Source organism: Pseudomonas sp. G166, from assembly GCF_037027455.2.
Lineage (GTDB): Bacteria > Pseudomonadota > Gammaproteobacteria > Pseudomonadales > Pseudomonadaceae > Aquipseudomonas.
The window spans coordinates 1,316,973-1,343,260 of the sequence record NZ_CP146985.1 but is presented as its reverse complement, the minus strand read 5'-3'; the positions used below and the strand labels follow the sequence as shown (position 1 = coordinate 1,343,260).

General features: G+C 59.7%; 29 protein-coding genes. 4 read left to right on the top strand and 25 right to left on the bottom strand.

Features of this window, described 5'->3' with window-relative positions; translation table 11 throughout:
* Positions 1–111 precede the first annotated feature (111 nt).
* The 14 genes from SGN16_RS05930 to SGN16_RS05865 all read right to left on the bottom strand — a co-directional run bounded on the left by SGN16_RS05930 (position 112) and on the right by SGN16_RS05865 (position 9,992).
* The gene (locus SGN16_RS05930) at positions 112–618 is read right to left on the bottom strand and encodes a phage major tail tube protein (protein ID WP_135843954.1); all 507 of its coding nucleotides are present in this window, start codon (positions 616–618) and stop codon (positions 112–114) included.
* Positions 618–1,784, bottom strand: coding sequence for a phage tail protein (locus tag SGN16_RS05925; RefSeq protein WP_072387869.1), 1,167 nt, complete (start codon positions 1,782–1,784; stop codon positions 618–620). Before SGN16_RS05925 ends, SGN16_RS05930 begins: the two co-directional genes overlap by 1 nt.
* 2 nt (positions 1,785–1,786) lie before the next feature.
* On the bottom strand, positions 1,787–1,996 hold the full coding sequence (locus SGN16_RS05920) for a hypothetical protein (protein ID WP_335943506.1): 210 nt from the start codon (positions 1,994–1,996) through the stop codon (positions 1,787–1,789).
* A 101-nt stretch (positions 1,997–2,097) separates the two neighbouring features.
* A complete protein-coding gene (locus SGN16_RS05915; protein ID WP_335943505.1) occupies positions 2,098–2,517 on the bottom strand; it encodes a phage tail protein in 420 nt (139 codons plus the stop codon).
* A gap of 7 nt (positions 2,518–2,524) precedes the next feature.
* On the bottom strand, positions 2,525–4,468 hold the full coding sequence (locus tag SGN16_RS05910; RefSeq protein WP_335943504.1) for a phage tail protein: 1,944 nt from the start codon (positions 4,466–4,468) through the stop codon (positions 2,525–2,527).
* Positions 4,469–5,104 carry a phage tail protein I gene (locus SGN16_RS05905; RefSeq protein ID WP_335943503.1) on the bottom strand — a complete coding sequence of 212 codons (636 nt, stop codon included), beginning with the start codon at positions 5,102–5,104 and terminating at the stop codon, positions 4,469–4,471.
* Positions 5,101–6,096: a baseplate J/gp47 family protein gene (locus tag SGN16_RS05900; protein WP_335943502.1), complete on the bottom strand. Its 996-nt coding sequence runs from the start codon at positions 6,094–6,096 to the stop codon at positions 5,101–5,103. Before SGN16_RS05900 ends, SGN16_RS05905 begins: the two co-directional genes overlap by 4 nt.
* Positions 6,093–6,425: a phage baseplate protein gene (locus tag SGN16_RS05895; protein WP_335943501.1), complete on the bottom strand. Its 333-nt coding sequence runs from the start codon at positions 6,423–6,425 to the stop codon at positions 6,093–6,095. Before SGN16_RS05895 ends, SGN16_RS05900 begins: the two co-directional genes overlap by 4 nt.
* 10 nt (positions 6,426–6,435) lie before the next feature.
* Positions 6,436–7,047 carry a phage baseplate assembly protein V gene (locus SGN16_RS05890; protein WP_335943500.1) on the bottom strand — a complete coding sequence of 204 codons (612 nt, stop codon included), beginning with the start codon at positions 7,045–7,047 and terminating at the stop codon, positions 6,436–6,438.
* 3 nt (positions 7,048–7,050) lie between these two features.
* On the bottom strand, positions 7,051–7,563 hold the full coding sequence (locus tag SGN16_RS05885; protein ID WP_210643073.1) for a hypothetical protein: 513 nt from the start codon (positions 7,561–7,563) through the stop codon (positions 7,051–7,053).
* Positions 7,564–7,599: 36 nt separating this feature from the next.
* The gene (locus SGN16_RS05880; protein WP_123342521.1) at positions 7,600–7,950 is read right to left on the bottom strand and encodes a phage holin family protein; all 351 of its coding nucleotides are present in this window, start codon (positions 7,948–7,950) and stop codon (positions 7,600–7,602) included.
* Positions 7,951–8,018: 68 nt separating this feature from the next.
* A complete protein-coding gene (locus tag SGN16_RS05875) occupies positions 8,019–8,600 on the bottom strand; it encodes a DUF642 domain-containing protein (protein WP_335943499.1) in 582 nt (193 codons plus the stop codon).
* 38 nt (positions 8,601–8,638) lie between these two features.
* Entirely contained in the window at positions 8,639–8,797 is a 159-nt protein-coding gene (locus SGN16_RS05870) for a Com family DNA-binding transcriptional regulator (RefSeq protein ID WP_135843942.1), read from the bottom strand.
* Positions 8,798–9,257: 460 nt separating this feature from the next.
* Positions 9,258–9,992, bottom strand: coding sequence for an XRE family transcriptional regulator (locus SGN16_RS05865; protein ID WP_135847955.1), 735 nt, complete (start codon positions 9,990–9,992; stop codon positions 9,258–9,260).
* A 752-nt stretch (positions 9,993–10,744) separates the two neighbouring features.
* Between SGN16_RS05865 and SGN16_RS05860 the strand changes: the two genes are divergently transcribed.
* The 3 genes from SGN16_RS05860 to fdxA all read left to right on the top strand — a co-directional run bounded on the left by SGN16_RS05860 (position 10,745) and on the right by fdxA (position 14,892).
* On the top strand, positions 10,745–11,128 hold the full coding sequence (locus SGN16_RS05860) for a DUF6124 family protein (RefSeq protein ID WP_335943498.1): 384 nt from the start codon (positions 10,745–10,747) through the stop codon (positions 11,126–11,128).
* A gap of 731 nt (positions 11,129–11,859) precedes the next feature.
* Positions 11,860–14,427: a DNA mismatch repair protein MutS gene (gene mutS, locus SGN16_RS05855; protein WP_210643070.1), complete on the top strand. Its 2,568-nt coding sequence runs from the start codon at positions 11,860–11,862 to the stop codon at positions 14,425–14,427.
* A 141-nt stretch (positions 14,428–14,568) separates the two neighbouring features.
* Complete coding sequence (gene fdxA, locus SGN16_RS05850; RefSeq protein WP_210643069.1) at positions 14,569–14,892, top strand: ferredoxin FdxA; 324 nt, start codon at positions 14,569–14,571, stop codon at positions 14,890–14,892.
* A 490-nt stretch (positions 14,893–15,382) separates the two neighbouring features.
* Here the strand turns inward: fdxA and rpoS are convergent, their stop codons facing one another.
* From rpoS to SGN16_RS05810, 8 genes are all read right to left on the bottom strand, one after another.
* Complete coding sequence (gene rpoS, locus SGN16_RS05845) at positions 15,383–16,390, bottom strand: RNA polymerase sigma factor RpoS (protein ID WP_003198289.1); 1,008 nt, start codon at positions 16,388–16,390, stop codon at positions 15,383–15,385.
* A gap of 106 nt (positions 16,391–16,496) precedes the next feature.
* Positions 16,497–17,345: a peptidoglycan DD-metalloendopeptidase family protein gene (locus SGN16_RS05840; protein WP_210643068.1), complete on the bottom strand. Its 849-nt coding sequence runs from the start codon at positions 17,343–17,345 to the stop codon at positions 16,497–16,499.
* 226 nt (positions 17,346–17,571) lie between these two features.
* Entirely contained in the window at positions 17,572–18,207 is a 636-nt protein-coding gene (locus tag SGN16_RS05835) for a protein-L-isoaspartate(D-aspartate) O-methyltransferase (protein WP_170862085.1), read from the bottom strand.
* 41 nt (positions 18,208–18,248) lie between these two features.
* The gene (surE, locus tag SGN16_RS05830; protein ID WP_210643067.1) at positions 18,249–18,998 is read right to left on the bottom strand and encodes a 5'/3'-nucleotidase SurE; all 750 of its coding nucleotides are present in this window, start codon (positions 18,996–18,998) and stop codon (positions 18,249–18,251) included.
* On the bottom strand, positions 18,986–20,044 hold the full coding sequence (truD, locus tag SGN16_RS05825) for a tRNA pseudouridine(13) synthase TruD (protein WP_335943497.1): 1,059 nt from the start codon (positions 20,042–20,044) through the stop codon (positions 18,986–18,988). Before truD ends, surE begins: the two co-directional genes overlap by 13 nt.
* The gene (gene ispF, locus SGN16_RS05820) at positions 20,041–20,514 is read right to left on the bottom strand and encodes a 2-C-methyl-D-erythritol 2,4-cyclodiphosphate synthase (protein WP_063322748.1); all 474 of its coding nucleotides are present in this window, start codon (positions 20,512–20,514) and stop codon (positions 20,041–20,043) included. Before ispF ends, truD begins: the two co-directional genes overlap by 4 nt.
* 43 nt (positions 20,515–20,557) lie before the next feature.
* Positions 20,558–21,403: an S-formylglutathione hydrolase gene (fghA, locus tag SGN16_RS05815; protein WP_210643065.1), complete on the bottom strand. Its 846-nt coding sequence runs from the start codon at positions 21,401–21,403 to the stop codon at positions 20,558–20,560.
* An 8-nt stretch (positions 21,404–21,411) separates the two neighbouring features.
* Entirely contained in the window at positions 21,412–22,524 is a 1,113-nt protein-coding gene (locus SGN16_RS05810; RefSeq protein ID WP_135843934.1) for an S-(hydroxymethyl)glutathione dehydrogenase/class III alcohol dehydrogenase, read from the bottom strand.
* Between the two features lie 107 nt (positions 22,525–22,631).
* On the opposite strand from SGN16_RS05810, the gene SGN16_RS05805 reads away from it, so the two are divergent.
* Complete coding sequence (locus tag SGN16_RS05805) at positions 22,632–23,528, top strand: LysR substrate-binding domain-containing protein (protein ID WP_210643064.1); 897 nt, start codon at positions 22,632–22,634, stop codon at positions 23,526–23,528.
* 167 nt (positions 23,529–23,695) lie between these two features.
* Here SGN16_RS05805 and ispD read toward each other — a convergent pair whose 3' ends face one another.
* From ispD to eno, 3 genes are all read right to left on the bottom strand, one after another.
* Complete coding sequence (gene ispD, locus SGN16_RS05800) at positions 23,696–24,403, bottom strand: 2-C-methyl-D-erythritol 4-phosphate cytidylyltransferase (protein ID WP_335943496.1); 708 nt, start codon at positions 24,401–24,403, stop codon at positions 23,696–23,698.
* Entirely contained in the window at positions 24,400–24,678 is a 279-nt protein-coding gene (gene ftsB / locus SGN16_RS05795) for a cell division protein FtsB (protein WP_025212129.1), read from the bottom strand. The genes ispD and ftsB overlap by 4 nt, the downstream gene beginning before the upstream one ends.
* Positions 24,679–24,849: 171 nt before the next feature.
* Complete coding sequence (gene eno / locus SGN16_RS05790; RefSeq protein WP_030139475.1) at positions 24,850–26,139, bottom strand: phosphopyruvate hydratase; 1,290 nt, start codon at positions 26,137–26,139, stop codon at positions 24,850–24,852.
* Positions 26,140–26,288 lie beyond the last annotated feature (149 nt).

The window sequence follows — 26,288 nt, the reverse complement described above, 5'->3', positions numbered from 1 at the left end:
GCGAGCTTGCTCGCGATAGCAGCGGATCAGTCAGCATTGATGTTGGCTGACTCACCGCTATCGCGAGCAAGCTCGCTCCCACAGGGTTTTGTTCAGCCGGCTGGCTGGCGTTTAAGGCAACAACACCGCACGACGCGCATCACCGAGGATGTCGACGCCGTTGAGCACGAACTTCTGGGTGCGCACGTCGATGTCGATCACCGGGACGCCGTTTTCCAGACGGTTGTAGGTGCGGCAGGACAGCTCAAGGTTGGTCTTGGGCTTCTCGGTCATTTTCAGCGGGGTTTCCTCGAGGGATTTCAACTTGCCACCGACCGTGTGGTAGGTGAACCAGGTGTTGCCATCCTGATCCTGGCCAGCTTCACGCACGTTCAGCAGAATGTCGTCGCCCACGCTCACGCCTAGCGCCAGCATGATTTCCGGGCCGAGACCTTGCAGCGTCAACTTGGCCGTCAGCACCTTACCGCCCTTGGCCATTTCCTCGCCAATGAAACGGCCGCCACGCATCTCTTCCATCTCGAACTCGATCTTCGGCGGAGTGAAATCTTCCACCGTCGCCGACAACGGCAGGCCTTGCAGGGTGGCCGCGATGGCCTGTCTTACGCGGTTGGTAAACATTAGAGAACGTCCTCCAGGAACTGCTCGATGATTTCATCGCGGGCATTGAGTTGATAAATCATGTGTTCGTTCGGCGCATAGCGGCCGTAGTCGATGACCACGTACCAGGTGCCGTTCTTGTACTTCTCGACGCTGTTCAATTCCGGGTGCAGGTACACGCTGCCGCCGGGGATGGTTTCGTCGGCGACCAGGGTTTGCAGCCAGTCGTTGATGCGCTTGACCTCCTGGTCCATGAACGACTTGGTCAGGTTCTTGGCCATGGCTTTCTGGCCGGCCTTCACCAGCTTGCGGCTGATGGCATCTTCCAGGCCGACGTAGCTGATGAACTTGCCGGTGATGGAGCGGTTACCCAACAGCGAGAAGCCGCCGAGGATGGTGCGGGCGTAGTAGCTGACGCCGTAGCGGTTGAGCAGATCGCCCTCGGTGGAGGTGTCGAGAATGTTGTATTCGACGGTGCGCGAGACATCTTCGGCGTAGGTGACCTGGTTGCCCGGGCTCTCCCATTGCTTGACCTTGGCCAGCGCGGCGATGGCCAGACTGGAAGGTGCCAGGAAGACGTTTTTCTTCGCCGCCTTGGAGTACACCGCCGGCATGTTGTGCACCACCAGGCAACGGTCGAAACCCAGGTCCGCGCCGCCCAGCTCCTGGCTGTAAGTCACTTGATCAGCGACCGAGGCATCCTTGCCGTCGAGCACCACACGCGCCTTGATGCGCTTGCCGAACGAGGCGAACTCGCTGGCCACGGCCTTGGTGCCGGTGAAGCCCGGCGCGCCGATGATGGTCAGGTCTTCGGCAACGCCACTCAACGCCGCCAGGCCCAGCTTGCGACCGGTCTGCGCCTCGATGCCGCCGATCACATTGTTCTGCGTGTCGGCCAGCGTCGCGCCTTCCTCGACGATGACCACGTAGACCGGCACCTTGACCACTTTGAGGATCTGGTAGACCGCCTGGAACAGCGTGCCCGCCTCGGCACCGGTCGGGTCCAACTGGGCCTGGGTGGTGAAGCTGTTGATGCGGAACGGGGTGTTTTTCGGAATCAGCGGGTTGGCGTTCGGCGCAGTGCCGACCAGCCCGATGACGTTGTCACCCAGGCCACCCATGGCCTCGGGAGATTCAGTGGCATTGACGGTAATGCCGTTGTGCTCGAAGTTCAAAACCTCAGCCATGGTTATTCAGCCTTCTTGGCAGCGGCCTTTTTGGCCGGGTTGGATGTAGAAGCCGATTCAGCGGCCTCGGTTTTTTTCAGCTCCAGACGACCAGCGCTGCGCAACGCGTTGGCCTCCACATCGAGCAGGTCGAGTTCCTGGCCGACGCTCGACCAATGGCCGCCGCCGGTGGGGAATGGGAGGAGTACGGTGTAGGTTTGGCGTAGTGCCATTTGGGGTTCTCCAGATACGAAAAAGCCCCTTTTTAGGAAGGGGCTGTTGGGTGTTGTGGATTGTTTGACGGATAAGAAAACGCCCCGTCGGTGCGGGGCGTTTATTGGGATTGCTCAGCTAGCCAAAGCGGAGCGAGCGGACGATGTTCATTCAGCGGAAACTCCCCAGCCTCAGGCCAGTTACGTAGATCCCGGCGATACGCTTGCAGCTCAGTATATTGCTCAACCGAAAGCGTGGTTTCGGCCCCTTCTTCCAGCTCATCTCGATGACGCGTTACCATTGCGTCAGTAAGTGAGAGCTGCCTATTGCGCCATGCGCGCTCAACGAGCGATAGCTCTGTTGGCGTCGGCAATGGTGGGTCTTGCAATTGCGGACAACCATCAGGCCCCCTGCCGATGATTTTTCCCCCCTGTCGCGGCTCAAAGAGCGCCGCATGATCTTCATCAGATATCTCAATGCCCCCGTTATCAGTTAACTCGAAGGCAAATCGACCGTCTTCTTCAATCCATTTTGCGAACATAGTCCCCTCAGTAGCCAATGGCTAGCCAGTTATAACCACCCACAGTGACAGCAGAGTTATTGCCAGCCACATTAGTGATGTAACCCGTAAAACCTGTACGGGTCGGTATTCCGGATTGACAAAGGGACGGATTCGTCGCGGAACTGCCTCCGGCATAGATCGCCCCCACATACATGCAGGCTGTAGGAAATGCGACGGGAAACGTTACCGGCACTGTTCCTGTCGCGACATCCGTTGATGCATGTCCGATTTTGAATATCCAGCCGCTTGGTAATACCTGATTGGCGGTGTTTCCAAAAGTTGCGGCAAACACATTGGAGAACCTCAACGCAGCGGTACCGCCAACCAATCGCCACTCGCCGCTCAATCTGGTCAACATCGCGAAATCACCCTGCCCCAAAACAGGTGTTATCGCACTTCCGCTCGAATTAGTAATCTGCTCGCCATTCGAAGCCAGCAGCGTGACAGCACCAGCCCCACCACTCAGAACCATGATCATGGCTCCTGGCCCTACTGGGACGGTGGACGGCAAAGTAACGTTGATTGCCGTCGCAGATGACGCACTGACGATGCTGCCAGCGCTTGAATTCCCCAGCACGGTACTGGCGCTCACCGAGGTGAAGTTCGACCACTCGACCCCCATTCGCTTCACAAACTCGGTAGTAGCCAACAACTTACTGCTGTCGAATTGCGCCGCAGTAGCACCAAATACCTTGGAGTATTGCAATTGCGCGGATCCAGCAGCCCACCAAGCGCTCGCACCATTACCGGTCAGTTCAAGAGTGGCACCTACTTGCAACTCAATACTCGTAATCTGACCGGCGCCTGAGTTTATGTTGTCAGTACCGGCACAAACGACAGTAACAATGCCGCTACCAATATTGCGGAAGTGGATCGCGCCACCGTAGGGTAAAGCGTTGACCGGCGGCAAGGTGAGTGTGAACGACCCGATGGCCGTAACCAGCGTGCCAGCGGCAGCCGCGGTCAACGTGGCTGCTGCCGTCGCATTGGTAAAACCGCGATAATTGCCACTGGCACGCATGACGTATTCAGTCGTCGCGATCGACTTGGTGTTGTCGAATAGCGCCGGTGTATTTGCCGTGGGGTTTACCAGCACCGGCGAATTAAGCGGCGCAAACCCTTGAGTGATGTTCTGAAACATCAACGCCGTAGTACCCAGCACAATCACGCCGTCGGTAATCAACTGCCAGATCGTATTGGCAAGCGTCGCGCCCTCCTCCACCGAAACGATCAATCCCGAGGTGACCTCGGCACTCGCATCGGCATCCTTCGCACGAACCCATGCGCTGTTTGCAGCGACATAGATGCCGTTGTCTTTCGCCAAGGTCTGAGCTTTAACAAGCACCCGATCCCCAGCAACCACGGCAACACCGTCAATCGCCTGCGCGCCACTCAAAACAATATTGGCCGTCGTCGCTACCCGCACAGACTGCTTCCTGTCGAGCTTGGCGAGTTCGTCGGCCACATAGCTGGCAACCCAGGCCCGCGTCGCCTTGACCACCGTATCGTCAATCAGCAACGTCACCAACTCAGCATTACTGGTCTCGAAAATCGACCGGATATAAAACTCTTTGCCCGAACCGGAAGTCGCCAACACTGGCTTGAACGACTCCGGATACTTGACGATCGCGTACAGAATCCCGGTATCGGTCCAGATCCCGGCCTCACGCACATACCAGCCGCCCACTTCAGGCGGGATGGTGACTTCAGCCAGCAACCAGCTCGGGTTTTTCTCATCCTGGAACAGCGCATTGAGCGGCCCGCGCCAGACCTCTCGTTTGAGCGCCGTAGCGGTTGCGGCCGGGTTGTATTGCGCACCACCACCGTCGCCGACAGAAATCTGCGACAGCTTGATTGGTGTGCCCGCCGCCTTGCAGGCGGTTTCGTAAGCGATCCCCGCATCAGTGAGCAGGGTGTAGTAGTCGGCCATTTAGGACCCCTGTGGATAAATAGTGGAGGTTTCGACGGTGTAGAGCCCGGCCGCCATGAAGGCCTGGCCCGAGGCTTCAAGCCCTTCGATGACGATTGGATAAACCGTGGTCAGCTCGCCGCACAGCGTCACGGCACCGATGACGTGACGGCCGAAGGCACTCAAGCCAACGGAAACCGTCAGGGTGTCACGCTCACTTTTGGCGTCGGCCAGGCGGCGGTCGAGACGGGCGTCGATGGCTTCGCTGTAGGGTTGCTCGGTAAATGCCCTGACGGAAAAACTGTAGGGCGGGCCGGGTGGTGTTTGCTCATACCAGGCGCGCACTTCAGGCATCAGTTGCAAACCCTTGGCGGCGTTTTCCAGCGCCTTTCGCGTTCCGGCCTGGCGGGCGGTGGGCCAGGCGAGCTCAACGGTCAGGCGCTTTTCCGCCTCGGGCGCCGTCGTGCTCCACTCGCTCACTCCGCGATCCGCCGCGAGATACGGCAGGAACGCCAAGGGCGTGGCCACCGGGTTCATCAACTCGGGAAACGGCGGATCAACGCGCTCGAGCAACCGGGCGAAACCCAGATCGAGGGCCCTTTCCAGCGGCGAGCTGTTGGCCGGCAGCAGGCTCGGGCGAAGTGTGTCGTCACTCATAACGTATCCACCTCGACCTCGACACCCGTGCAGTACGGGGCTTGGAAAGCCGTCGTCACAATCGGCGCCAGCGGTTCGAGAATCTGCAACTGAACCGCGCCCGCACTGTGCAGCGTGTAGTCGATCCAGCTCGGATCCACTCGCCCTTCCAGGCGATGACAGGCCTCGGCGTACGCCTGCAATTGCTGCTCGGCAGCGACCTTGGTCAAACCCGAATCCGGACCGGCATTGATCTTCGCCACGACGCGGATTTTGTAGGGTTTGATTTGCGCGGCCTGGACGATGACCAGATCGGTTTCCGGTCGCACATCAGGCCGGGCGAAATGCTGGCGAACCCCCTCGAGCAGCGCCTCGGACGGTGTGCCATCGCCCTCTCGGGACAGCACCGTGACCGTGACTTCACCCGGGGCGGTGCGGCGTCCGTTGCCGTCCTTGATCTGCGCCGCGTATCCATCCGGGTCGAAGGTATAGGTGACCGTCACCACGCCCGCTGCGGCGTTTTCCACCTTCACGGCAGGCCGTTCGCCAAGGGTGAAGATCTCCCGCCGATACTGCATGCGCGAGCCAGCCGCCGGGGCATGCGGCGCCAGGTAGTAACGCAAGCGGGCGTCGTCATCGCTCTCGTAGACCGGTGGAATGGGCGGGAACGCCGCCGGGTCGCCGGGATCGAGCAACTGCCGCTCAAGGCCCATGTCCGCGAGGCGCGCATCGAGGTTGGTGCCAGTGGCCCACCACGCCAGCATCTGCTTGATGCGAGCGTTGTATTTGCGTTCGTGGGTTTGCAACCGGACACAGAACGCCTCAAGGGCCAGGGTCAGCAATTCGCTCTCGTTTTCCAGGCTGTCCACCAGCTTCGCCGCGCTCTCGGGAGAGCGTGCGCCGACGTACTCGACCACGAAGGTCTTGAATTCGGCGAGCAGATCCTCGAACGCTTCGACGGTGACGATGGCCGGTTCGGCCAACTGGTTCTGGCCGGGTATCAACATGCTCATGTCACCACCTCGAAAGTCTGTTTGCGGTTTTTCCAGGTGCCGGCGAAGCGCAACAACAAGCCGGCGCCGTGTCGGCTGGCGACAATGACCTGCGGCTCGAAATCACCGATACCGTTTTCCTGGTTGTAAAAGGCCTGGGCCGCGTGGCTCTGGGCAAGAATCAGCAAGTCGTCGCCGAGGTTCTGCCCCAGCAACTGCGTGAGTGCGCAGCCATATAACGGGCGCTTCTGGCGAGTGCCCAACGGCGTGGTCAGTGCCCGGGTGGCGCGCTGCACGAACTGCAGCCAGTCGTCGACCGTGGCGCCGGTGTTTCTATCGATTCCGATCATGGGAAGGCCTTTATGCGGTACTGATGACGCGTCCTTGGTGATCCACCACCGGGCCGCTCAAATGCACACCGGAAGCGTCGAGCCGCAGGCCGACGGCGCCCAGGTGCAATTCAATGGCCTCGGGGGTCATCGCCAATCTCGACGGGCCAATGCTCAATTCGAGGGATTCACGGGAACCGGTGAATGTCGCTGGGCCGTTTTGCCAATGCAGGACATGGCTGGCGTGGTCGTAGCCGTTTTCCGTGCCGTCCTGATACAGGCGACGGGTCAGCGAGGCCTGGGTCGAAACGGGCGGGAATTGCCCACCGTTGAGGCCGAACAACGCCACCGACTGTCCACCGCCCTCGCCGCCGCCATGGTTCAGCAACAGGCACTGCTCGCCGACGGACGGAATCCGCGACTCGCTCTGGGCGCCGGCACTTGGGTTGAAAAAACGGATTGCCGGGGTCATCAGCCCACCATGACTGACCTTGCAGGTGTTGCTGGCCGCATCGACCTCCTGGCAGACGCCGATGCGACAAAAACTGTCGGCACGCCGATGCAAGTCTTCCAGCTCGGTTTCCATCTCGGCCAGACGCTCGATGATCGGCCCCAGATGCATCCGTAACAGCGCATCAAACATGGGTCATTCCTCGAGTGCGGTGTATTGAGCCGGGTCGTCGATGTTCGACACTTCCCAGGTACGAGCAAATTTCGGGATGCCCAGCGGGTCCTCCAGCAGCGTCGGGCCGAGGTACAGGGTTTGGGTAAATGAAAGGGTCCAGGCCGTATACGCCCGTGCTGGGTTGATGAACGTGGACGGGAGGCTATCGATCTCCGTGGGCAGATCGCATTGATCCCCCGACAGTCCCCAGCGGTTATCCACGACCAGGTGTTTCAGCTCTCCGGCCAGATCGCACGCCTCCCATCCCGCAACGGCCATGACCACTTGCAGGGAAACCGTCAGGACATGGGCGATACGCCCGTCGTTGGCGCGGTTGCCTGACGCATCACGCTCAATGGCAATCAGCACCCAGGGTTGGTCGTCGGTGCCATCGAAATCCCGGGGGCTGCCGATTTTCAAAGTGGGGTAAGTGGCGCGCAGCGTCTGGGCAATGGCGGCGAACAGCTGCGACGGTTTTTCGATAAGGACGGGCATTGATCGCCTCCTTGTGTATGGATCAACGATGGCGATTCATGGCTGGTCGGGAGGAACGTCCCGCGGTGGCACTTCGCAAACGCCAATCCGCTTGGCGACCCAGCGTTCGTAAAGACCGATCGCCACATCGGCACCGGCCATGGCGGTCAGGCAACCCAGGGCGCAAGCACTCCAGATCGACATACCGAGGGCATACAACAACATGGTTGCCGAAACTCCACAGACCACGCAGGCACCGGAGCGCAGCACCACGCGGCGCAGCAACGGCCAGCCGCGGGCGCCCTCTTTGTCAGCACGCCACATCTCGCCGGACACCCCACCCACCAGGGCGAGCACGATGACCAGCCAGATCGGCATGTCCAGCAACGCTTGTTGCTCGTTTGTCATGTCACGCCTCCTGGGGGGTGATGGATGAGTGTTTGAGGGCGGCGGGTCTTCGCAGGACAATCGTTGGTTTACAGTGGCTCAACGCTGACGTTGTCGATGAAGGCGAAGTTGGCGTAAGGGTTCTGCTCATTGGAGAACGCCAAAGTCGTTTGAGCCGAAGTGGCCGTGAAGTCATACGTGAGGGTGCTCCACTCCACGGAGGTACCTTTGGCCGACGGCGTGTTGAAGGTGACACTTTGCCCCGCCACCTTGACCTGAATGGTGCCGTCGCCGGAGCGGCTGGCGTAGCGCGAATTACCCGCGCTGAAGGTCAATCGGTACTTGGCCCCGACCGTGGTGGCGAAGTTCTGCTGGATACCACCGCCGTTGCCGTAGACATAATTGGCCAGGTCGACAATCACAACGCCATCCGCAGCCACGGAACCCCCGATCGAAGCGGGCATATTGAAGTACTCAGCACCGGACAGAAACGTCGTCCAACCGGTGATGAAATTGGCTTTCGCCGGGGTATCGAGGATGCAACTGCCGCTGCAGCCTGGCTGTTCGAAGCTGCCGTTGACCAGAAGGTTGGCGGCGCTAGCGTTGCTCCCAACACCGAGCAGCGCAATGGATAGCAACAGCGGGGCAACGTATTTCTTGAAACGATTCATGATTCACCTCTTGAGTTATAGATTGATCGCGCGGTTGATCAACAGCGCTCATCTCGCTCTCTGGCGATCACTCGAGGCTCAAGGGCCTTCACATGATTCAACGTCCCGCATCGGGAACATTTGATCTGGAGTTCGGTGTTCTCGCCCATGCGGGCCAGAAGCCTTTTGCAGCTACCGCATCTGAAATCCTTCAGCATTGAAAGCCCTCCCATTGGCGGCGGTTTGAAGTGCCTCACGGCACAGGCATTCCAAAAAGCCCGGTTGCCCAGGCTTTTCAGTAATGCGCTTGATCTTTCGGCGCGACTGGCGCGGTACGGATCCATTCAAATTGTTCCTCCGACCGCGGTCCCTGCCCGCCGGATAACTGCTTCTGGTGCTTTACGCTGCACACCCGGGTCAGTTGCCAACCCTCTGAACCGTTAAGGCCGGTTCATCGCTGCCTGTTGGTGGAACTAAAGAGCTTTGTTGCCAACCGCTTTGTCGAGCGGCTTGGACACAGAATATGCATGCATGCATATACAGTCAATGCGTAAATGCATTTATTTATGCGCTGCGGATGCACTGACGCATCGATAGCCAGTAAACACAGGGGGCAGAGGATTTTCAGAGGCGAAAAAAAACCCGCACGGCGGCGGGTTTTATCTGACAGCGGAGGGGTTAGCGGGCGTACATGCCCCACCAGAAGACGTGGCCGAGGATGACGATTTGCTCATCCTGCATTTCCTGGAAGGTGTAGTCCTCATCCGGATGCTCGTCGCGGTTGAAGCTACGCAGGCGGATGCCAGTGGGCAGGCGGTAAAGCTGCTTCACCCGCAGTTGGCCGTTGTGGTTGATGGCATAGAGGTCGCCGTCGACGATGTCGCCGATCCCGCACTTGCCTGCGTTCACCCCGACCGTGGCCCCATCGCGCAGCACCGGCAACATGCTGTTGCCGCGCACCGTCACGCATTTGGCCTGGTCGAACTGCACGCCGTTATGGCGCAGGCTACGCTTGCCGAAGCGCAGGCTAGAGCGCTCGCTTTCCTCGATGACGAATCTTCCTGATCCAGCAGCCAATTCAACCTCACGCAGAAAAGGGACCGACACCTCGTCTTCCTCGACGGGAGTATCGTCATCCCACAGGCTTATGTCCTTGAGTTCGGAATGCGGCTCGTCGCGGCGGGCGCTGCCAATAGGCACAACGTCCGCGCGCCCGCGCAACTGGTCGGTGCTCACGGCGAAGTATTCGGCGATCTTCGAGATGTGTTTATCCGAAGGATCGACAATCTTGCCGCTGAGGATCCGGGAGAGGGTGGACTGAGGCACGCCGGTACGACGGTGAAGCTCCGTAGGGGAGATCCCGTGCTGATCGAGCAATGCTCTTAATACGGTAGAAACGTTGCGTTTTTGCATAACGCGCATGATGCTTGTTCTTTTTGCAGAAGACAAATGCTGTTTTGCATAAGCATGCATATCGACGACGAACTGCTTCCCTCCAACATCAACGCAAGCTGAACCACCGCTATCGCGAGCAAGCTCGCTCCCACAGGGGATTTGGGGTGCATGCGATCTCTGTGAACACCTCGGTAAAACTGTGGGAGCGGGCTTGCTCGCGAAGACGGCGGTACATTCAACGCCGATGCAAGCTGTAAGCAGCACTCTCGCTGGCTGCGTAGGGCGGCCAACTTTGTGAGCGCTTCGCGCTCAAGCGGGAGCAAGCTCCCTCGCCACGGATTCAATTCAACGCTCAAGTGAACGGTGTTGCGACCAAGCGTCATGTCTTCCGACACTTGGGAAATTTCCCCTACAACCTCGTGAGAAACGGCCCAACCCTGCGCCCTTCAAATGTGCGACACGAGGCTACGTCGCCTTGCGCCTCTGCCTACAACTACGCCAGAATCCGCCGGCTTGTCCACCTTGGATCCCATCGGTACTTTTGATCCTGTCACTGCCCATCAGTGATCGGGTTTAGTAGCCCGGCATTCCAAGACGAACATTGCTCTATTCAGCCAGGTATTTCTTACCTACGCTCAATGGTAGCTGTGCGCAGGGCGCCCTCGGGCGCGCCGGTTTCTTGGATCCCCGGTCTACTAACCTGCGTACAGCTGCCGCCCATCTCGTTTAGTAGCGGATCGGTAGTGGCTCCAACTTAAGGATCCAAGACTATGACCAAACCAACTCCGAATCCCCCTGAAAAAGACCATACATCCCGCAGCCAATCGGCCAACGCCAAGAAACTCGACGACGCGGCCACTCGTGCCCTGGACTATTACCTCAAACCCAAAGCCGACAAAGAAACTGGCTACACACCCGACACCCTTTTCGTCATCGCCCCTAACATCGACGCCGAATGCCTGCTCGCCAACCTCAGCGAGACCCTGGCCTCGGCCAACGCCATGGTCAGTGATCTGGCGTTCGATATGGAGGGCTCGCGACGGCATATCGCGCTAGGGGTCCAGCAAATGATCGAGCTGAGCCAGTTGCTGGCGAATCGAGCATTGGATGTGGTTGAGGTGAGGCAGGTATTCATGATGCAAGCCGAGACCTAAGAGAAGCCCGAGCAATCACTGTGGGAGCGAGCTTGCTCGCGATAGCGGGAGTCCAGTGACAACTAAGTTGTATTGGCTGCCGTCATCGCGAGCAAGCTCGCTCCCACAATTGGATCGGCGTACAGCCAGAGAACCAGGCCGGCTGTCAGACCGCCTTCGCGAGCAGGCTCGCTCCCACAGAGGAAACGCGAACCCACCAAGAGCCAGGTCGGCTGTCAGGCCGCCTTCGCGAGCAGGCTCGCTCCCACAGGAGAAACGCGAACCCACCAAGAACCAGGTCGGCTATCAGGCCGCCTCGCGGTGGACGTTGATCTCGGCGCCCCATTAACCACGCTGGCTGAACGAAGGTATTGCGCAGTGGGCAACCCGGCATGGATGCCGGGTTAGCCGCGCTGGGCCATGGATGGCCCTTCGCGGCGGCCCACGGAGCGATGCCTTCGTTCAGGCATGCCGAGCCTAAGCGAGGCACCGAGTGGTGGGGCAAAAGCGCTTTGCTTACTTTCGCGCTCTTCGAAAGTGAGCCGCCGTAAGGGCGGAACCATAAGCCGCCGTTACCGCAGCAACGGATATGCACCCAATCCCATCGATACCCAATCCCAAAAACCACTCACGCCTGGGTCCCCCCCGACCACCCATGTTAACCTTGCGCCCATCGCGGAAAAGCCGGGCCAATGCCCCTCCTTTTGCCCCAAACCTTTCAACGAGCCTGCCTGACACCCATGAATACAGCCGTGAACGACCTCTCCAGCCACACGCCGATGATGCAGCAATACTGGCGCCTGAAGAACCAGCACCCCGATCAGCTGATGTTCTACCGCATGGGCGACTTCTACGAGATCTTCTACGAGGATGCGAAGAAGGCCGCCAAGCTGTTGGACATCACCCTGACGGCGCGTGGGCAATCGGCAGGCATGGCAATTCCGATGTGTGGGATTCCTTACCACGCGGCGGAAGGTTACCTGGCGAAGCTGGTCAAACTCGGCGAATCGGTGGTGATTTGCGAACAAGTCGGCGACCCGGCCACCAGTAAAGGGCCAGTGGAACGCCAAGTCGTCCGGATCATCACCCCGGGTACGGTCAGTGACGAAGCCTTGCTGGATGAACGCCGGGACAACCTGATCGCCGCAGTCCTGGGCGATGAGCGCCTGTTCGGCCTGGCGGTGCTGGACATCACTAGCGGCAATTTCTCGGTGCTGGAAATCAAGGGCTGGGAAAACCTGCTGGCGGAACTGGAGCGAGTCAACCCGGTAGAGCTGTTGATCCCGGATGACTGGCCCAAAGACCTGCCGGCAGAAAAACGCCGTGGCGTGCGGCGTCGGGCGCCGTGGGATTTTGAGCGCGACTCGGCGCTGAAAAGTCTCTGCCAACAGTTTTCCACCCAGGACCTCAAGGGCTTTGGCTGCGAAAACCTGACCCTGGCCATCGGCGCCGCCGGTTGCCTGCTGGCCTACGCCAAGGAAACCCAGCGCACCGCCCTGCCCCACTTGCGCAGCCTGCGCCACGAACGCCTGGATGACACGGTGGTGCTGGATGGTGCGAGCCGTCGCAACCTGGAACTGGACACCAACCTGGCCGGCGGCCGCGACAATACCCTGCAGTCGGTGGTCGATCGCTGCCAGACTGCCATGGGCAGCCGCCTGCTCACCCGCTGGCTGAACCGTCCGCTGCGGGACCTGACGGTACTGCTGGCACGTCAGTCCTCCATTACCTGCTTGCTGGATCGCTATCGCTTCGAGCAGTTGCAACCGCAGCTCAAGGAAATCGGTGACATCGAGCGGATCCTCGCCCGTATCGGCCTGCGCAACGCCCGTCCCCGCGACCTGGCGCGCCTGCGCGATGCCCTCGGTGCCCTGCCCGAGCTGCAAGTGGCAATGACCGACCTCGAAGCACCGCACCTGCAGCAACTGGCGCGCACCACCAGCACCTACCCGGAGCTGGCTGCGCTGCTGGAAAAAGCCATTATCGATAACCCACCGGCAGTGATCCGTGACGGTGGCGTGCTGAAAACCGGCTACGACGCCGAACTCGACGAGTTGCAATCGCTGAGCGAGAACGCCGGCCAGTTCCTGATCGACCTCGAAGCCCGGGAAAAAGCCCGCACCGGCCTGGCCAACCTCAAGGTCGGCTACAACCGCATCCACGGTTATTTCATCGAGTTGCCGAGCAAGCAGGCCGAACAGGCCCCGGCCGACTACGTTCGTCGCCAGACCCTCAAGGGTGCCGAGCGCTTCATCACCCCGGAGCTCAAGGCGTTCGAAGACAAGGCGCTGTCAGCCAAGAGCCGCGCCCTGGCCCGGGAAAAGATGCTCTATGAAGCACTGCTCGAGGATCTGATCAGCCAACTGCCGCCGTTGCAGGACACCGCCGGCGCCCTGGCGGAACTGGACGTGCTGAGCAACCTGGCCGAGCGTGCGCTGAACCTGGACCTCAACTGCCCACGCTTCGTCAGCGAGCCGTGCATGCGCATCAGCCAGGGTCGTCACCCGGTCGTCGAGCAGGTATTGACCACGCCTTTCGTGGCCAACGACCTGAGCCTGGACGACAACACCCGCATGCTGGTAATCACCGGTCCGAACATGGGCGGTAAATCCACCTACATGCGCCAGACTGCCTTGATCGTACTGCTGGCCCATATCGGCAGCTTCGTACCGGCGGCGAGCTGCGAATTGTCCCTGGTGGACCGGATCTTCACCCGGATCGGCTCCAGCGATGACCTGGCCGGTGGGCGCTCGACCTTCATGGTGGAGATGAGCGAAACCGCGAACATCCTGCACAACGCCACCGAACGCAGCCTGGTGCTGATGGACGAAGTCGGACGCGGTACCAGCACCTTCGACGGCCTGTCCCTGGCCTGGGCGGCGGCCGAACGGCTGGCGCACTTGCGAGCCTACACACTGTTCGCCACCCATTACTTCGAGCTGACGGTACTGCCGGAAAGCCAGCCGCTGGTCGCCAACGTGCATCTCAACGCCACCGAGCACAACGAACGCATCGTATTCCTGCACCATGTGCTGCCCGGCCCGGCCAGCCAGAGCTACGGCCTGGCGGTGGCGCAGCTGGCCGGCGTGCCGAGCGAAGTGATCAGCCGAGCCCGCGAGCATCTGAGCCGCCTGGAAACCACCAGCCTGCCCCACGAAGCGCCGCGCCCGACCAAGGGCAAACCGAGCGCCCCGCAGCAAAGCGACCTGTTCGCCAGCCTGCCGCATCCGGTGCTCGATGAACTGGCCAAGCTCGATCTGGACGACCTGACTCCACGTCGGGCGCTGGATTTACTCTATACATTGAAGACACGGATCTAACGCACAGGCTTTCAAGCTGTTAGAATCTCGCGCGGTTTGGGATGCTGCGGGCTATTAGCCTGGTTCGCAGACTATCCTCCCGAACCTGGCGACCCCACCGTGAAGGGGCTCCGCTGCCGCCGCCTGAGGAGAGAATTAGAAATGACCTTCGTCGTCACCGACAACTGCATCAAGTGCAAGTACACCGACTGCGTAGAAGTCTGTCCGGTGGACTGCTTTTACGAAGGCCCGAACTTCCTGGTCATTCACCCGGACGAGTGCATCGACTGCGCCCTGTGTGAACCGGAATGCCCGGCAAATGCCATTTTCTCGGAGGACGAAGTGCCGGCTGGCATGGAGAACTTCATCGAGCTGAACGCCGAGCTGGCGGACATCTGGCCGAACATCACCGAGAGGAAAGATGCCCTGCCGGACGCCGCAGAGTGGGATGGCAAGCCTGGCAAGATCGCAGACCTCGAACGCTGATCGTTCCTGCGCTCATCGAAAAGGCCCCTTGCGGGCCTTTTTGCTTTTCCGGATAAGAAATCGCGGGCAAAAAAAAGGGGCGGTTTGACCCGCCCACATTTTTTCCCTAATCCCTTTGATCCTTTTCATCGTCCTGATGAATCGCGTCCTGCGATGTCCTTCCTTCCCCATCGTCCTTGACGGGTGTGTCTGTCCGTCGACACAGGACTGATATTAGTATTTTCCCAGGCGAGTGCAACGCGGCTGATACAGGTGGCTTGTTCTGTCACGCTACGTTCATCAACAAATTTCCTTTATAAATCATATAAGTACAAAAATATCACGGCACTTATAGCTGTCTGTCCCGCCATTGGGAAACCGATCGCTTACGCAACACTAGGCAAAGGCTTACAAGCTGAATCTCAAATAGAGCAAGACTGGAAAGCAGCCGCCGCAGAAACGAAAAAGCCCCGAACCAGTCGGGGCTTTTCCTGCTGCGCTTACGTTCGAGTTACTGAAACAGCGACTCGCTCGACAAGCCATTTTTCTCCAGGATCTCCCGGAGACGCTTGAGACCTTCAACCTGAATCTGCCTGACCCGCTCACGGGTCAAACCAATCTCCAAGCCTACATCTTCAAGGGTACTGCTTTCATGACCGCGCAAGCCGAAGCGGCGAATGACCACTTCCCGTTGCTTGTCCGTGAGTTCCGAAAGCCACTGGTCGATGCTCTGGGACAAGTCATCGTCCTGGAGCAGCTCGCACGGGTCGGTGGGGCGATCATCGGTCAGGGTGTCCAGCAGGGTCTTGTCCGAATCCGGCCCCAGCGAGACGTCTACCGAAGAGACCCGCTCGTTGAGCCCAAGCATGCGCTTGACCTCACCTACCGGTTTTTCCAGCAGGTTGGCGATTTCTTCGGGTGAAGGTTCATGGTCGAGTTTTTGGGTCAACTCACGGGCGGCCCGCAGGTAGACGTTCAGCTCCTTGACCACATGAATCGGCAACCGGATGGTCCGGGTCTGATTCATGATCGCCCGTTCGATGGTCTGCCGGATCCACCAGGTGGCGTAGGTTGAAAAACGGAAGCCTCGCTCGGGGTCGAATTTCTCGACCGCGCGAATCAAGCCCAGGTTGCCCTCTTCGATCAGATCCAGCAGCGAAAGCCCGCGATTGACGTAGCGTCGGGCGATTTTCACCACCAGGCGCAGGTTACTTTCAATCATGCGTTTTCGACCGGCCGGGTCGCCACTTTGCGAAAGACGCGCAAAATGAACTTCTTCCTCGGGGGAGAGCAACGGCGAGAAACCGATTTCGTTAAGGTATAGCTGAGTGGCGTCGAGCGCCCGGGTGTAATCGATATACTTATGTTGTTTAAGTGAAGCGGAGTGTTTGGATTTGGCACGAACGGAAGGTGGAGTCGCCCCTTCATCATTCGACATCGAATCCATAGCGATGCCGGTCTCCATAAGGAGAACCTCATCGTCGATGTCAAACTCCGGCACTTCTTTACTGAGAGCCATTGTTATAGTCCTTTGGTGAGTTCGACCTCAAGCTCAAGCGACGCCTTTATCCTTGGCAACGCTGGAGCCTGTTCCCTCTACGTGACGGAACAGGCTGACAATCAAATCAACGACGTGGCAGGAATTGCAGCGGATCTACAGGCTTACCTTGTCGGCGAATCTCAAAGTGCAGTTTCACCCGGTCCGTTCCCGTTGATCCCATTTCGGCAATTGTCTGTCCGACCTTGACCTGCTGCCCCTCCCGAACCAACAGCCTGCGGTTGTGACCGTAGGCACTGACGTAGGTATCGCTGTGTTTGATGATCACGAGTTCGCCGTAGCCCCTCAAACCACTCCCGGCGTACACAACCGTGCCATCAGACGCGGCTAAAACAGGCTGTCCCAAATCCCCGGCGATATCAATTCCTTTATTCAAACTACCGTTTGAAGAGAATTTTCCAATGAGAACGCCATTAGAAGGCCATCCCCAGCCTGTCGGGGCGGGACCCGCTGGAGGCATCGGAGCAGGGGTCGGTTTGCTCGCGACGGACGGTACTGTCGCCGTTGCAGCCCCCGCCGGCCGGCGAATGACTGTGGTTTTACTCGACGACGACGCCGACGAATCCGACTGCGTGACGACGGCGGTGGGTGTTGAACCACTACGGCCATCAAAGCGAATTGTCTGACCTGGATGAATCGTATAAGGCGCAGGAATGTTGTTGCGCGCCGCGAGGGCCTTGTAGTCCCAGCCGTAGCGAAAAGCGATGGAAAACAGCGTATCGCCGCGACGGACTACATACTGACCGGTCGTTACTGTAGGACGTTGCGGCGCCGCATTGTTATTGCGATCGACTACCCGGACATTACCCGACGGTGTACTGGAACAACCGACCAGCAAGGTGCTCAAGACAAGGCCAGTCACCAGGCGCTGAAAGCTCGTGATACCCATACGCTGCGCAATGACTGTGAGACTCACCCGCCGCTCCCTTTGTGGTGGCTGAAAAATTGGAAACTGCCTGTCCAGGCAGAGGTATTACACATATAGCTGGCCATGACCGCGCCTCTATCCAGTACGCGCGAAAGGCTGCCGCACACGTTTGCTCGACACCGTTGAGCGCTGTTTAACAAATCAATGCTTAACCCATCGGTGCCGCTGTAAGACACAACCCATGCCACGGAATTCAGCGTCTGTTTATAAATGCTCAGGCCAACGGCCCGTTGAGCAATGGCACAAACCGCACGGCTCCGAGAACGTGTCGTGAAAACCCGTGTTCTTCCCGCACGATCAACATCAACTGCTGGACCTCGCCTGCGCCCACCGGAATCACCAGTCGCCCACCGGGGGCGAGCTGATCCAGCAAGGCCTGGGGTACATCGGTGGCCACGGCAGTCACAATGATGCCGTTATAAGGTGCCAAGGCCGGCCAGCCTTCCCACCCATCGCCCCAGCGAAACACCACGTTGCGCAGGTTCAGTTCGACCAGACGTTCCTTGGCGCGGTCTTGCAGCACCTTGATTCGTTCTACCGAGAACACCCGCTCCACCAGTTGCGACAACACCGCCGTCTGGTAACCCGACCCCGTGCCGATCTCCATGACCTTGTCCAGCGGCCCCGCCTCCAGTAGCAACTCACTCATGCGAGCCACCATATAAGGCTGGGAAATGGTCTGGTTGTGGCCGATCGGCAAGGCAGTGTCTTCATAGGCGCGATGAGCCAGGGCTTCATCGACGAACAAATGCCGTGGTGTGCGGCGAATCACCTCCAACACCTGGGCGTTGGACAGGCCTTCTTCATAAAGCCGCTGGATCAGGCGCTCGCGGGTGCGTTGGGAGGTCATGCCAATCCCGCGGCGCAGCATATCGTCTTGCTCACGAGCCATCAGCGCAGCCCCTCCAGCCAGCCATCGAGATTTCGAAAGGCATCGTTGAAGGTGCGATCGAGCTGCAAAGGCGTGATCGAGACATAACCTTGCATCACCGCATGGAAATCAGTGCCCGGCCCACCATCCTCGGCATCCCCGGCGGCGGCGATCCAATAACCGGCCTTGCCCCGCGGATCGACCACGTGCATGGGCTTGGCGGCGCGAGCGCGATGGCCCAGGCGCGTCAGTTGGATGCCACGGATATGATCGAGTGGCAGGTTCGGGATATTTACGTTCAGCACCGTACGCGGTGGCAGCTCCAGCTCGCCATGGGCTTGCACCAATTTACGGGCGAAGTAGGCGGCGGTAGGCAAGTTATCGACCTGGCGCGAAACAAACGAAAAGGCAAACGACGGTTGTGCCAGGAAGCGGCCTTCCAGGGCGGCGGCGACCGTACCGGAATACAGCACGTCATCCCCCAGGTTGGCGCCCAGGTTGATGCCCGACACCACCATGTCCGGCGCACGCTCCAGCAACCCGTTGATACCCAGGTGCACGCAATCGGTCGGTGTGCCGTTGAGGCTGATGAAACCGTTATCCAGATAGCAGGGGTGCAAAGGACGGTCGAGCGTCAGCGAGCTGCTGGCGCCGCTTTTGTCCTGGTCCGGGGCGATGACTACGCACTCGGCAAAATCCGCCAGCGCAGCATAAAGCGCGGCAAGACCGGGTGCAGTCACCCCGTCGTCGTTAGAAATCAGAATACGCATGGGCTGTCCGTCTGCCCCACCGGCACCAGATCGACGAGTTCGCGCACCAAGACAGTGGCGAAACATCCGGCCGGCAGGACGAATTCCAGTTGCAGAATGTCAGGCTCGGGATAATGCCACGACAGCCCGCCAATGGGCAGTCGCAGGATGCGACGTTCGTGACTCATTCCCGCGTTTATCAACCAGTCGCGCAAATCGGCTTCACCCTCGGCAACGGCCTGCTCCAGCTCAAAAGTCGCGCCGGCGGCAGGTGAAGGCCCCTCTCCCCACTGCGGCCCGGTCGGGTGCAAGTCGAGAATCGCCAGGCGCGGATCGCTGCATTCAGCCTCGCCGGCCGGGAAAAAGCTGCGGCTGTCGGTGAAGGCCAGCAAGTCACCCACCTGCGCCTGCTGCCAGGTACCGTCGGCCACTCGCGCCGCCAGCACCCGGTTGAACAGAAAACTGCGGGCCGTTGACAGCAAGCGCGAGCGCACGTTGCGCTGTTCCGGCAAGGCCTTGCGCACCGCCCAGGCCCGGGCATCGACGACGTTGCCGCCGTCATGCCCGAACCGCTGGGCGCCGAAATAGTTGGGGATACCCTGGCGAGCAATCTGTTGCAACCGCGCATCGATAGCTGCGGTGTCGCCCTTGAACTGGGTCAGGCGCAGGGTGAAGCCATTGGCCGAATGCGCGCCGCGCTGCAGTTTGCGTCTGTGGCGTCCGGTCTTGAGGATCTTCAGTGTGTCGTTCTCTGCCGCCGACAGGTCCGGGTCGGCCTTGCCTGGCAATTGGACGCTGAACCATTGGCGGGTAAGGGCCTGGCGGTCCTTGAGCCCGGCGTAGCTGACAGTGCGCAATGGCACGCCAGCGGCCTTGGCGATTCGTCGAGCGGCCTCTTCGGTGTTCAAGCCGCGTTTTTCAACCCAGATCCACAAGTGCTCGCCATCGCCGGTCAACGGGATATCCAGCACTTCATCGACCTGGAAATCCTCAGCGGTGGCCTTGAGTACCGCACTACCCAGCGGTTCACCGTAGGCGCGCGGGCCCAATAGTTCCAATTCAGTCATGGGCGCAGCAACAAGGCGACGGAGTGGACGGCAATGCCTTCTTCGCGACCGACGAAACCCAGTTTCTCGGTGGTGGTGGCTTTCACGTTCACTTGGTCCAACTCAACTTGAAGATCCTCGGCAATCAGCTGGCGCATCGCTTCGATGTGGGGGGCCATTTTGGGCGCCTGGGCCACGATGGTGTTATCGACGTTGCCCACCTTCCAGCCCTTGGCGTGGATCAGCGAGACAACATGCCGCAACAGAGCGCGGCTGTCAGCGCCCTTGAATTGCGGGTCGGTATCGGGAAAGTGCTTGCCGATGTCACCCAGGGCAGCCGCGCCGAGCAAGGCATCGCTCAAGGCGTGCAGCAGGACATCACCGTCAGAATGCGCGAGCAGCCCGAAGCCGTGTGCGATACGCACGCCGCCCAGAGTTATAAAGTCGCCTTCAGCGAAACGGTGAACATCGTAGCCGTGGCCAATACGCATAAAAAAACGCCCCGATTTTAGTCAGGGCGTGATTCTACCTGCATTAGGCGTTTAGAGCGCGTGCATGATGCTGCAAGTGGTCATCAATGAAGCTGGCGATGAAGAAGTAGCTGTGGTCGTAGCCCGGTTGCAGGCGCAACTCCAGCGGATGACCCGCGACCTTGGCAGCTTGCTGCAGGGCTTCGGGCTTGAGCTGGCTGGCCAGGAAATCATCGCGATCGCCCTGATCCACCAGCAGTGGCAGCTTCTCGCCGGCTTCGGCGATCAGGGCGCAGGCATCCCATTCGCGCCATTTCGAGCGGTCTTCCCCCAGGTAACGGGAGAAGGCTTTCTGGCCCCAAGGGCAATCCGTCGGATTGTTGATCGGCGAAAAGGCCGACACCGAACGATAGCGCCCCGGGTTGCGCAAGGCGCAAACCAACGCGCCATGGCCGCCCATGGAATGACCACTGATGCCGCGTTTATCCGAGGCGGGAAAATGCGCTTCGACCAACTGCGGCAGTTCCTGCACCACGTAGTCATGCATCCGATAGTGCCGGGCCCAAGGATCCTGCGTGGCGTTCAGATAAAAGCCCGCACCCAGGCCAAAGTCCCAGGCACCGTCTGGATCGCCCGGCACATCGGCGCCACGGGGGCTGGTGTCGGGCGCGACAATGATCAGTCCCAACTCGGCGGCCATGCGCTGGGCACCGGCCTTTTGCATGAAGTTTTCGTCGGTGCAGGTCAGCCCGGACAACCAATAAAGCACCGGCAACTTGCCGCCCTGCTCGGCTTGCGGCGGCAGGTACACGGCAAAGACCATGTCACACCCGAGCACTTCAGAACGGTGCCGGTAACGCTTGTGCCAGCCGCCGAAGCTTTTCTGGCAAGAAATGTTTTCAAGGCTCATGACCGACCTCAGAAATGGATGACGGTGCGGATGCTCTTGCCTTCATGCATCAGGTCGAACGCCTTGTTGATATCTTCCAGGCCCATGGTGTGGGTGATGAAGGTATCCAGCGGGATCTCGCCCTTCTCGGCCATTTCCACGTAGCTAGGCAACTCGCTGCGACCGCGCACGCCGCCAAATGCCGAACCGCGCCAGACGCGTCCGGTTACCAATTGGAATGGACGAGTGGAGATTTCCTGGCCGGCACCGGCGACGCCGATGATCACCGACTCGCCCCACCCCTTGTGGCAGCATTCCAGCGCAGCACGCATCAGTTGGACATTGCCGATGCATTCAAAGGAAAAGTCCACGCCGCCGTCAGTCATGTCGACGATGACTTCCTGGATCGGACGATCGAAGTCTTTCGGGTTGACGCAATCGGTGGCGCCCAGTTGCTTGGCGATTTCGAACTTGGCCGGGTTGATATCAATGGCAATGATGCGCGAGGCCTTGGCCTTCACCGCACCAATCACCGCCGACAGGCCGATGCCGCCCAGGCCGAAGATCGCCACGGTGTCACCCGGCTTGACCTTGGCCGTGTTGATCACCGCACCAATACCGGTGGTGACGCCACAACCCAGCAGGCAGACTTTTTCCAGTGGGGCTTCCTTTGGAATCTTCGCGACGGAGATTTCCGGCAGCACGGTGTATTCGGAGAACGTCGAGGTGCCCATGTAATGGAAAATCGTCTCGCCCTTGTAGGAAAAACGCGAAGTGCCGTCCGGCATCAGGCCTTTGCCTTGGGTAGCGCGAATCGCCTGGCACAGGTTGGTCTTGCCTGACTTACAGAATTTGCACTGACCGCATTCCGGCGTGTACAGCGGAATCACATGGTCACCCACCGCGACCGACGTCACGCCCTCACCGATGGCTTCGACAATCGCGCCGCCTTCATGGCCGAGGATCGACGGGAAGATCCCCTCTGGATCAGCGCCCGACAGGGTGTAGGCGTCGGTGTGGCAGACACCGGATGCCACCACGCGCAACAGCACTTCGCCCGCCTTGGGCATGGCGACGTCGACTTCAACGATTTCCAGGGGTTTCTTGGCCTCGAAGGCAACGGCAGCGCGCGACTTGATCATCCGGATTCTCCAGCAAATAAAAACAAGACCGGGAGTGTAATCCTCCGCCGGACGATGAATAATCCAACCAAAAGCAAAACATTATTGCTGTACAGGGATAATCACCTATGTCCGACAATCGCTGGGAAGGAATCGACGAGTTCGTCGCCGTGGCCGAATGCAGTCAATTCACCGCAGCTGCCGAACGCCTCGGAGTTTCGTCTTCCCATATCAGTCGACAAATCGTACGACTGGAAGAACGTCTACAGACACGCCTGCTCTATCGCAGCACCCGCCGGGTCACCCTGACCGAGGCCGGGCAGACCTTTTTGCAACATTGCCAACGCCTGCAGGATGGCCGCGAGGAAGCGTTGCGAGCGGTGGGTGATCTCACCAGCGAACCCAAGGGCATGCTGCGCATGACTTGTGCCGTAGCCTATGGCGAGCGCTTCATCGTGCCGCTGGTGACTCGGTTCATGGGGCTTTATCCACAGTTGCGAGTAGACATCGAGCTGAGCAACCGCCCTTTGGACCTAGTGCACGAGGGCCTGGACCTGGCGATTCGCCTGGGCCGCTTGCAGGACTCACGCCTGGTTGCCACCCGCCTCGCGCCGCGACGCATGTACCTGTGCGCCTCACCGTCCTATCTGGAACGCTACGGTCGACCCCATAGTCTGTCGGAATTGAGTCGTCACAATTGCCTGGTCGGCAGTTCCGATATCTGGCAACTGGAGCAGAACGGGCGGGAATTTTCCCAGCGGGTACAAGGAAACTGGCGCTGTAACAGTGGGCAAGCGGTATTGGATGCGGCGCTGCAAGGCGTGGGGTTGTGTCAGTTGCCGGATTATTACGTGCTGGAACATCTGCACAGCGGCGCGCTGATATCGCTGCTGGAGGCTCATCAGCCGCCGAATACGGCGGTGTGGGCGTTGTACCCGCAGCAGCGGCATCTATCGCCCAAGGTGCGCAAGTTGGTGGATTATTTGAAGGAAGGGTTGGCGCAGCGGCCGGAGTATCGGGGGTGACCGGGGTTCTTTGTTGCCTGGGCTGACGTTATCGCGAGCAAGCTCGCTCCCACAGGGGTTTATCGTCGAATGATGGGCAAGTGTTCACATCGGTCCTGTGTGGGAGCGAGCTTGCTCGCGATAGCGTCGGCCCAGACGATGACGATCTAACGAGGAAAAGATCCTGCTTAGTGCCGATTCGCCCAACGCTGGCGCAACCACTCCAGATCCTCCGGCCGAGTGATCTTGATGTTATCCGAGCGCCCTTCAATCAACCGTGGTGCCTGCCCCGCCCATTCCATGGCAGACGCTTCATCGGTAATCACCACGTCCGCCACCAAACTGTCAGCCAGGGCCCGATGCAAAGCACCGAGGCGAAACATCTGCGGCGTATAGGCCTGCCAGATCACGCTGCGATCAACGGTTTCCAGCACACGCCCCTGCTTGTCGGCACGTTTGAGGGTATCGCGCGCCGGGACGGCCAGCAGGCCGCCGACCGGATCGTTCGCCAACTCGCTGAGCAAGGTATCCAGGTCATCCCGGGCCAGGTTGGGCCGGGCGGCGTCATGTACCAACACCCAATCGTAATCGTCGGCCCCCTGCTCGTGCAGATGCAGCAAGGCATTGAGCACTGAATCGCAACGCTGCTGGCCGCCGTCCACGCGCAGGATGCGCGGGTCGCTGGCACAGGCCAGGGTCGGCCAGTAAGGATCATCGTGGGCAACGCTGACCACTACGCCTTTAACGGTCGGGTGATCGAGGAAACAGCCAAGGCTGTGTTCGAGAATTGTGCGCCCCCCCAGTTGCAAGTATTGCTTGGGACGGTCCGCGGCCATACGGGCACCGACGCCCGCGGCAGGAATCACGACCCAGAAGGCCGGCAAACGGATACTCATTGGGCCAACTGGTAGAGGGTTTCACCCTCTTTGACCATGCCCAGTTCATGGCGAGCCCGCTCTTCAACGGTCTCCATGCCTTTTTTCAACTCACTGACCTCGGCGTCCATCACCCGATTACGCTCCAGCAACGCTTCGTTTTCCGCATGCTGATCGGCTATTTGCTGAGTCAGGTCGGCCACTTGCGCCAGACTGCCATTGCCCACCCACAGGCGGTACTGCAGGCCAGCCAGCAACAGGAGCAAGACAAGAAACAACCAATTGGGACTGCGCATCGAATATCAGGTATCCAGTGAAAAAAGACAGCCATGCCAAACTTTGAAACGTCTGATAGCACGAAGCCTGGAAAAACCAGGCTTGTGCTTGATAAGGCATCAGATTAGAGGCAAAACCGTCGCCAGGGCGACCTTTTCGACATAATCCGCTGTCTTTTTACCATTTACTGCTTAACCGCGAAACTCGGCGCGACCGTTGTACTTGGCCTTGCCGTTCAACTGCTCTTCGATACGCAGCAGTTGGTTGTACTTGGAAACGCGGTCGGAACGGCACAGCGAACCGGTCTTGATCTGGCCCGCCGCAGTGCCCACGGCCAGGTCGGCAATGGTCGAGTCTTCGGTTTCGCCGGAGCGGTGGGAGATTACAGCCGTGTAGCCGGCGGCCTTGGCCATCTGGATGGCTTCCAGGGTTTCGGTCAGGGTGCCGATCTGGTTGAACTTGATCAGAATCGAGTTGGCGATCTTCTTGTCGATGCCTTCTTTCAGGATCTTGGTGTTGGTCACGAACAGGTCGTCGCCCACCAGCTGGGTCTTCTCGCCGATCTTGTCGGTAAGGATTTTCCAGCCAGCCCAGTCGGACTCGTCCAGGCCGTCTTCGATGGAGATGATCGGGTAACGCTCGGTCAGGCCCTTGAGGTAGTCGGCGAAACCTTCGGCGGTGAACACCTGGCCTTCGCCAGACAGGTTGTACTTGCCGTCTTCGAAGAACTCACTGGCAGCGCAGTCCAGGGCCAGGGTCACGTCGGTACCCAGCTTGTAGCCAGCGTTGGCCACAGCTTCGGAGATCACTTTCAGCGCGTCTTCGTTGGAGGCCAGGTTCGGTGCGAAACCGCCTTCGTCGCCAACGGCGGTGCTCAGGCCACGGGCCTTCAGCACGGCTTTGAGGTGATGGAAAATCTCGGTGCCCATGCGCAGGCCTTCGGAGAAGGTCTTGGCGCCAACCGGCTGAACCATGAATTCCTGGATGTCGACGTTGTTATCAGCATGCTCGCCACCGTTGATGATGTTCATCATCGGCACCGGCATCGAGTAGACACCCGGGGTACCGTTGAGGTTGGCGATGTGGGCGTACAACGGCAGGTCCTGGTCCTGGGCAGCAGCCTTGGCAGCGGCCAGGGATACGGCGAGGATCGCGTTGGCACCCAGGGTGGCTTTGTTCTCGGTACCGTCGAGCTTGATCATCGCGTGATCGAGGGCTTTCTGGTCGGCAGGATCCTTGCCCAGCAACAGGTCGCGGATCGGACCGTTGATGTTGGCGACGGCTTTGAGCACGCCCTTGCCCAGGTAACGACTCTTGTCGCCATCACGCAGCTCCAGCGCTTCGCGCGAGCCAGTGGAAGCACCGGACGGCGCGCAGGCGCTACCGATGATGCCGTTGTCGAGAAGCACGTCCGCTTCGACAGTGGGGTTGCCACGGGAGTCGAGAACTTCACGACCTTTGATGTCGACGATTTTTGCCATTGTTGTAAACACTCCAAAGTTGACGAAAACGACGCAGCGAGAGGAAATCTTTTACCGTCGGCGGGTATAGAGCAGCGGGCAGGCTCGCCGACGATAACGCCCGGCCCGCAGGCCAGAGCGTTTATCGAGCGGTACTTTACCGGAGAAAA

Bases quoted from the DNA above. Each gene is read 5' to 3' on its own strand.
- SGN16_RS05930 (WP_135843954.1), bottom strand. From the start codon at position 618: ATGTTTACCAACCGCGTAAGACAGGCCATCGCGGCCACCCTGCAAGGC.
- SGN16_RS05925 (WP_072387869.1), bottom strand. From the start codon at position 1,784: ATGGCTGAGGTTTTGAACTTCGAGCACAACGGCATTACCGTCAATGCC.
- SGN16_RS05920 (WP_335943506.1), bottom strand. From the start codon at position 1,996: ATGGCACTACGCCAAACCTACACCGTACTCCTCCCATTCCCCACCGGC.
- SGN16_RS05915 (WP_335943505.1), bottom strand. From the start codon at position 2,517: ATGTTCGCAAAATGGATTGAAGAAGACGGTCGATTTGCCTTCGAGTTA.
- SGN16_RS05910 (WP_335943504.1), bottom strand. From the start codon at position 4,468: ATGGCCGACTACTACACCCTGCTCACTGATGCGGGGATCGCTTACGAA.
- SGN16_RS05905 (WP_335943503.1), bottom strand. From the start codon at position 5,104: ATGAGTGACGACACACTTCGCCCGAGCCTGCTGCCGGCCAACAGCTCG.
- SGN16_RS05900 (WP_335943502.1), bottom strand. From the start codon at position 6,096: ATGAGCATGTTGATACCCGGCCAGAACCAGTTGGCCGAACCGGCCATC.
- SGN16_RS05895 (WP_335943501.1), bottom strand. From the start codon at position 6,425: ATGATCGGAATCGATAGAAACACCGGCGCCACGGTCGACGACTGGCTG.
- SGN16_RS05890 (WP_335943500.1), bottom strand. From the start codon at position 7,047: ATGTTTGATGCGCTGTTACGGATGCATCTGGGGCCGATCATCGAGCGT.
- SGN16_RS05885 (WP_210643073.1), bottom strand. From the start codon at position 7,563: ATGCCCGTCCTTATCGAAAAACCGTCGCAGCTGTTCGCCGCCATTGCC.
- SGN16_RS05880 (WP_123342521.1), bottom strand. From the start codon at position 7,950: ATGACAAACGAGCAACAAGCGTTGCTGGACATGCCGATCTGGCTGGTC.
- SGN16_RS05875 (WP_335943499.1), bottom strand. From the start codon at position 8,600: ATGAATCGTTTCAAGAAATACGTTGCCCCGCTGTTGCTATCCATTGCG.
- SGN16_RS05870 (WP_135843942.1), bottom strand. From the start codon at position 8,797: ATGCTGAAGGATTTCAGATGCGGTAGCTGCAAAAGGCTTCTGGCCCGC.
- SGN16_RS05865 (WP_135847955.1), bottom strand. From the start codon at position 9,992: ATGCAAAAACGCAACGTTTCTACCGTATTAAGAGCATTGCTCGATCAG.
- SGN16_RS05860 (WP_335943498.1), top strand. From the start codon at position 10,745: ATGACCAAACCAACTCCGAATCCCCCTGAAAAAGACCATACATCCCGC.
- fdxA (WP_210643069.1), top strand. From the start codon at position 14,569: ATGACCTTCGTCGTCACCGACAACTGCATCAAGTGCAAGTACACCGAC.
- rpoS (WP_003198289.1), bottom strand. From the start codon at position 16,390: ATGGCTCTCAGTAAAGAAGTGCCGGAGTTTGACATCGACGATGAGGTT.
- SGN16_RS05835 (WP_170862085.1), bottom strand. From the start codon at position 18,207: ATGACCTCCCAACGCACCCGCGAGCGCCTGATCCAGCGGCTTTATGAA.
- surE (WP_210643067.1), bottom strand. From the start codon at position 18,998: ATGCGTATTCTGATTTCTAACGACGACGGGGTGACTGCACCCGGTCTT.
- truD (WP_335943497.1), bottom strand. From the start codon at position 20,044: ATGACTGAATTGGAACTATTGGGCCCGCGCGCCTACGGTGAACCGCTG.
- ispF (WP_063322748.1), bottom strand. From the start codon at position 20,514: ATGCGTATTGGCCACGGCTACGATGTTCACCGTTTCGCTGAAGGCGAC.
- fghA (WP_210643065.1), bottom strand. From the start codon at position 21,403: ATGAGCCTTGAAAACATTTCTTGCCAGAAAAGCTTCGGCGGCTGGCAC.
- SGN16_RS05810 (WP_135843934.1), bottom strand. From the start codon at position 22,524: ATGATCAAGTCGCGCGCTGCCGTTGCCTTCGAGGCCAAGAAACCCCTG.
- SGN16_RS05805 (WP_210643064.1), top strand. From the start codon at position 22,632: ATGTCCGACAATCGCTGGGAAGGAATCGACGAGTTCGTCGCCGTGGCC.
- ispD (WP_335943496.1), bottom strand. From the start codon at position 24,403: ATGAGTATCCGTTTGCCGGCCTTCTGGGTCGTGATTCCTGCCGCGGGC.
- ftsB (WP_025212129.1), bottom strand. From the start codon at position 24,678: ATGCGCAGTCCCAATTGGTTGTTTCTTGTCTTGCTCCTGTTGCTGGCT.
- eno (WP_030139475.1), bottom strand. From the start codon at position 26,139: ATGGCAAAAATCGTCGACATCAAAGGTCGTGAAGTTCTCGACTCCCGT.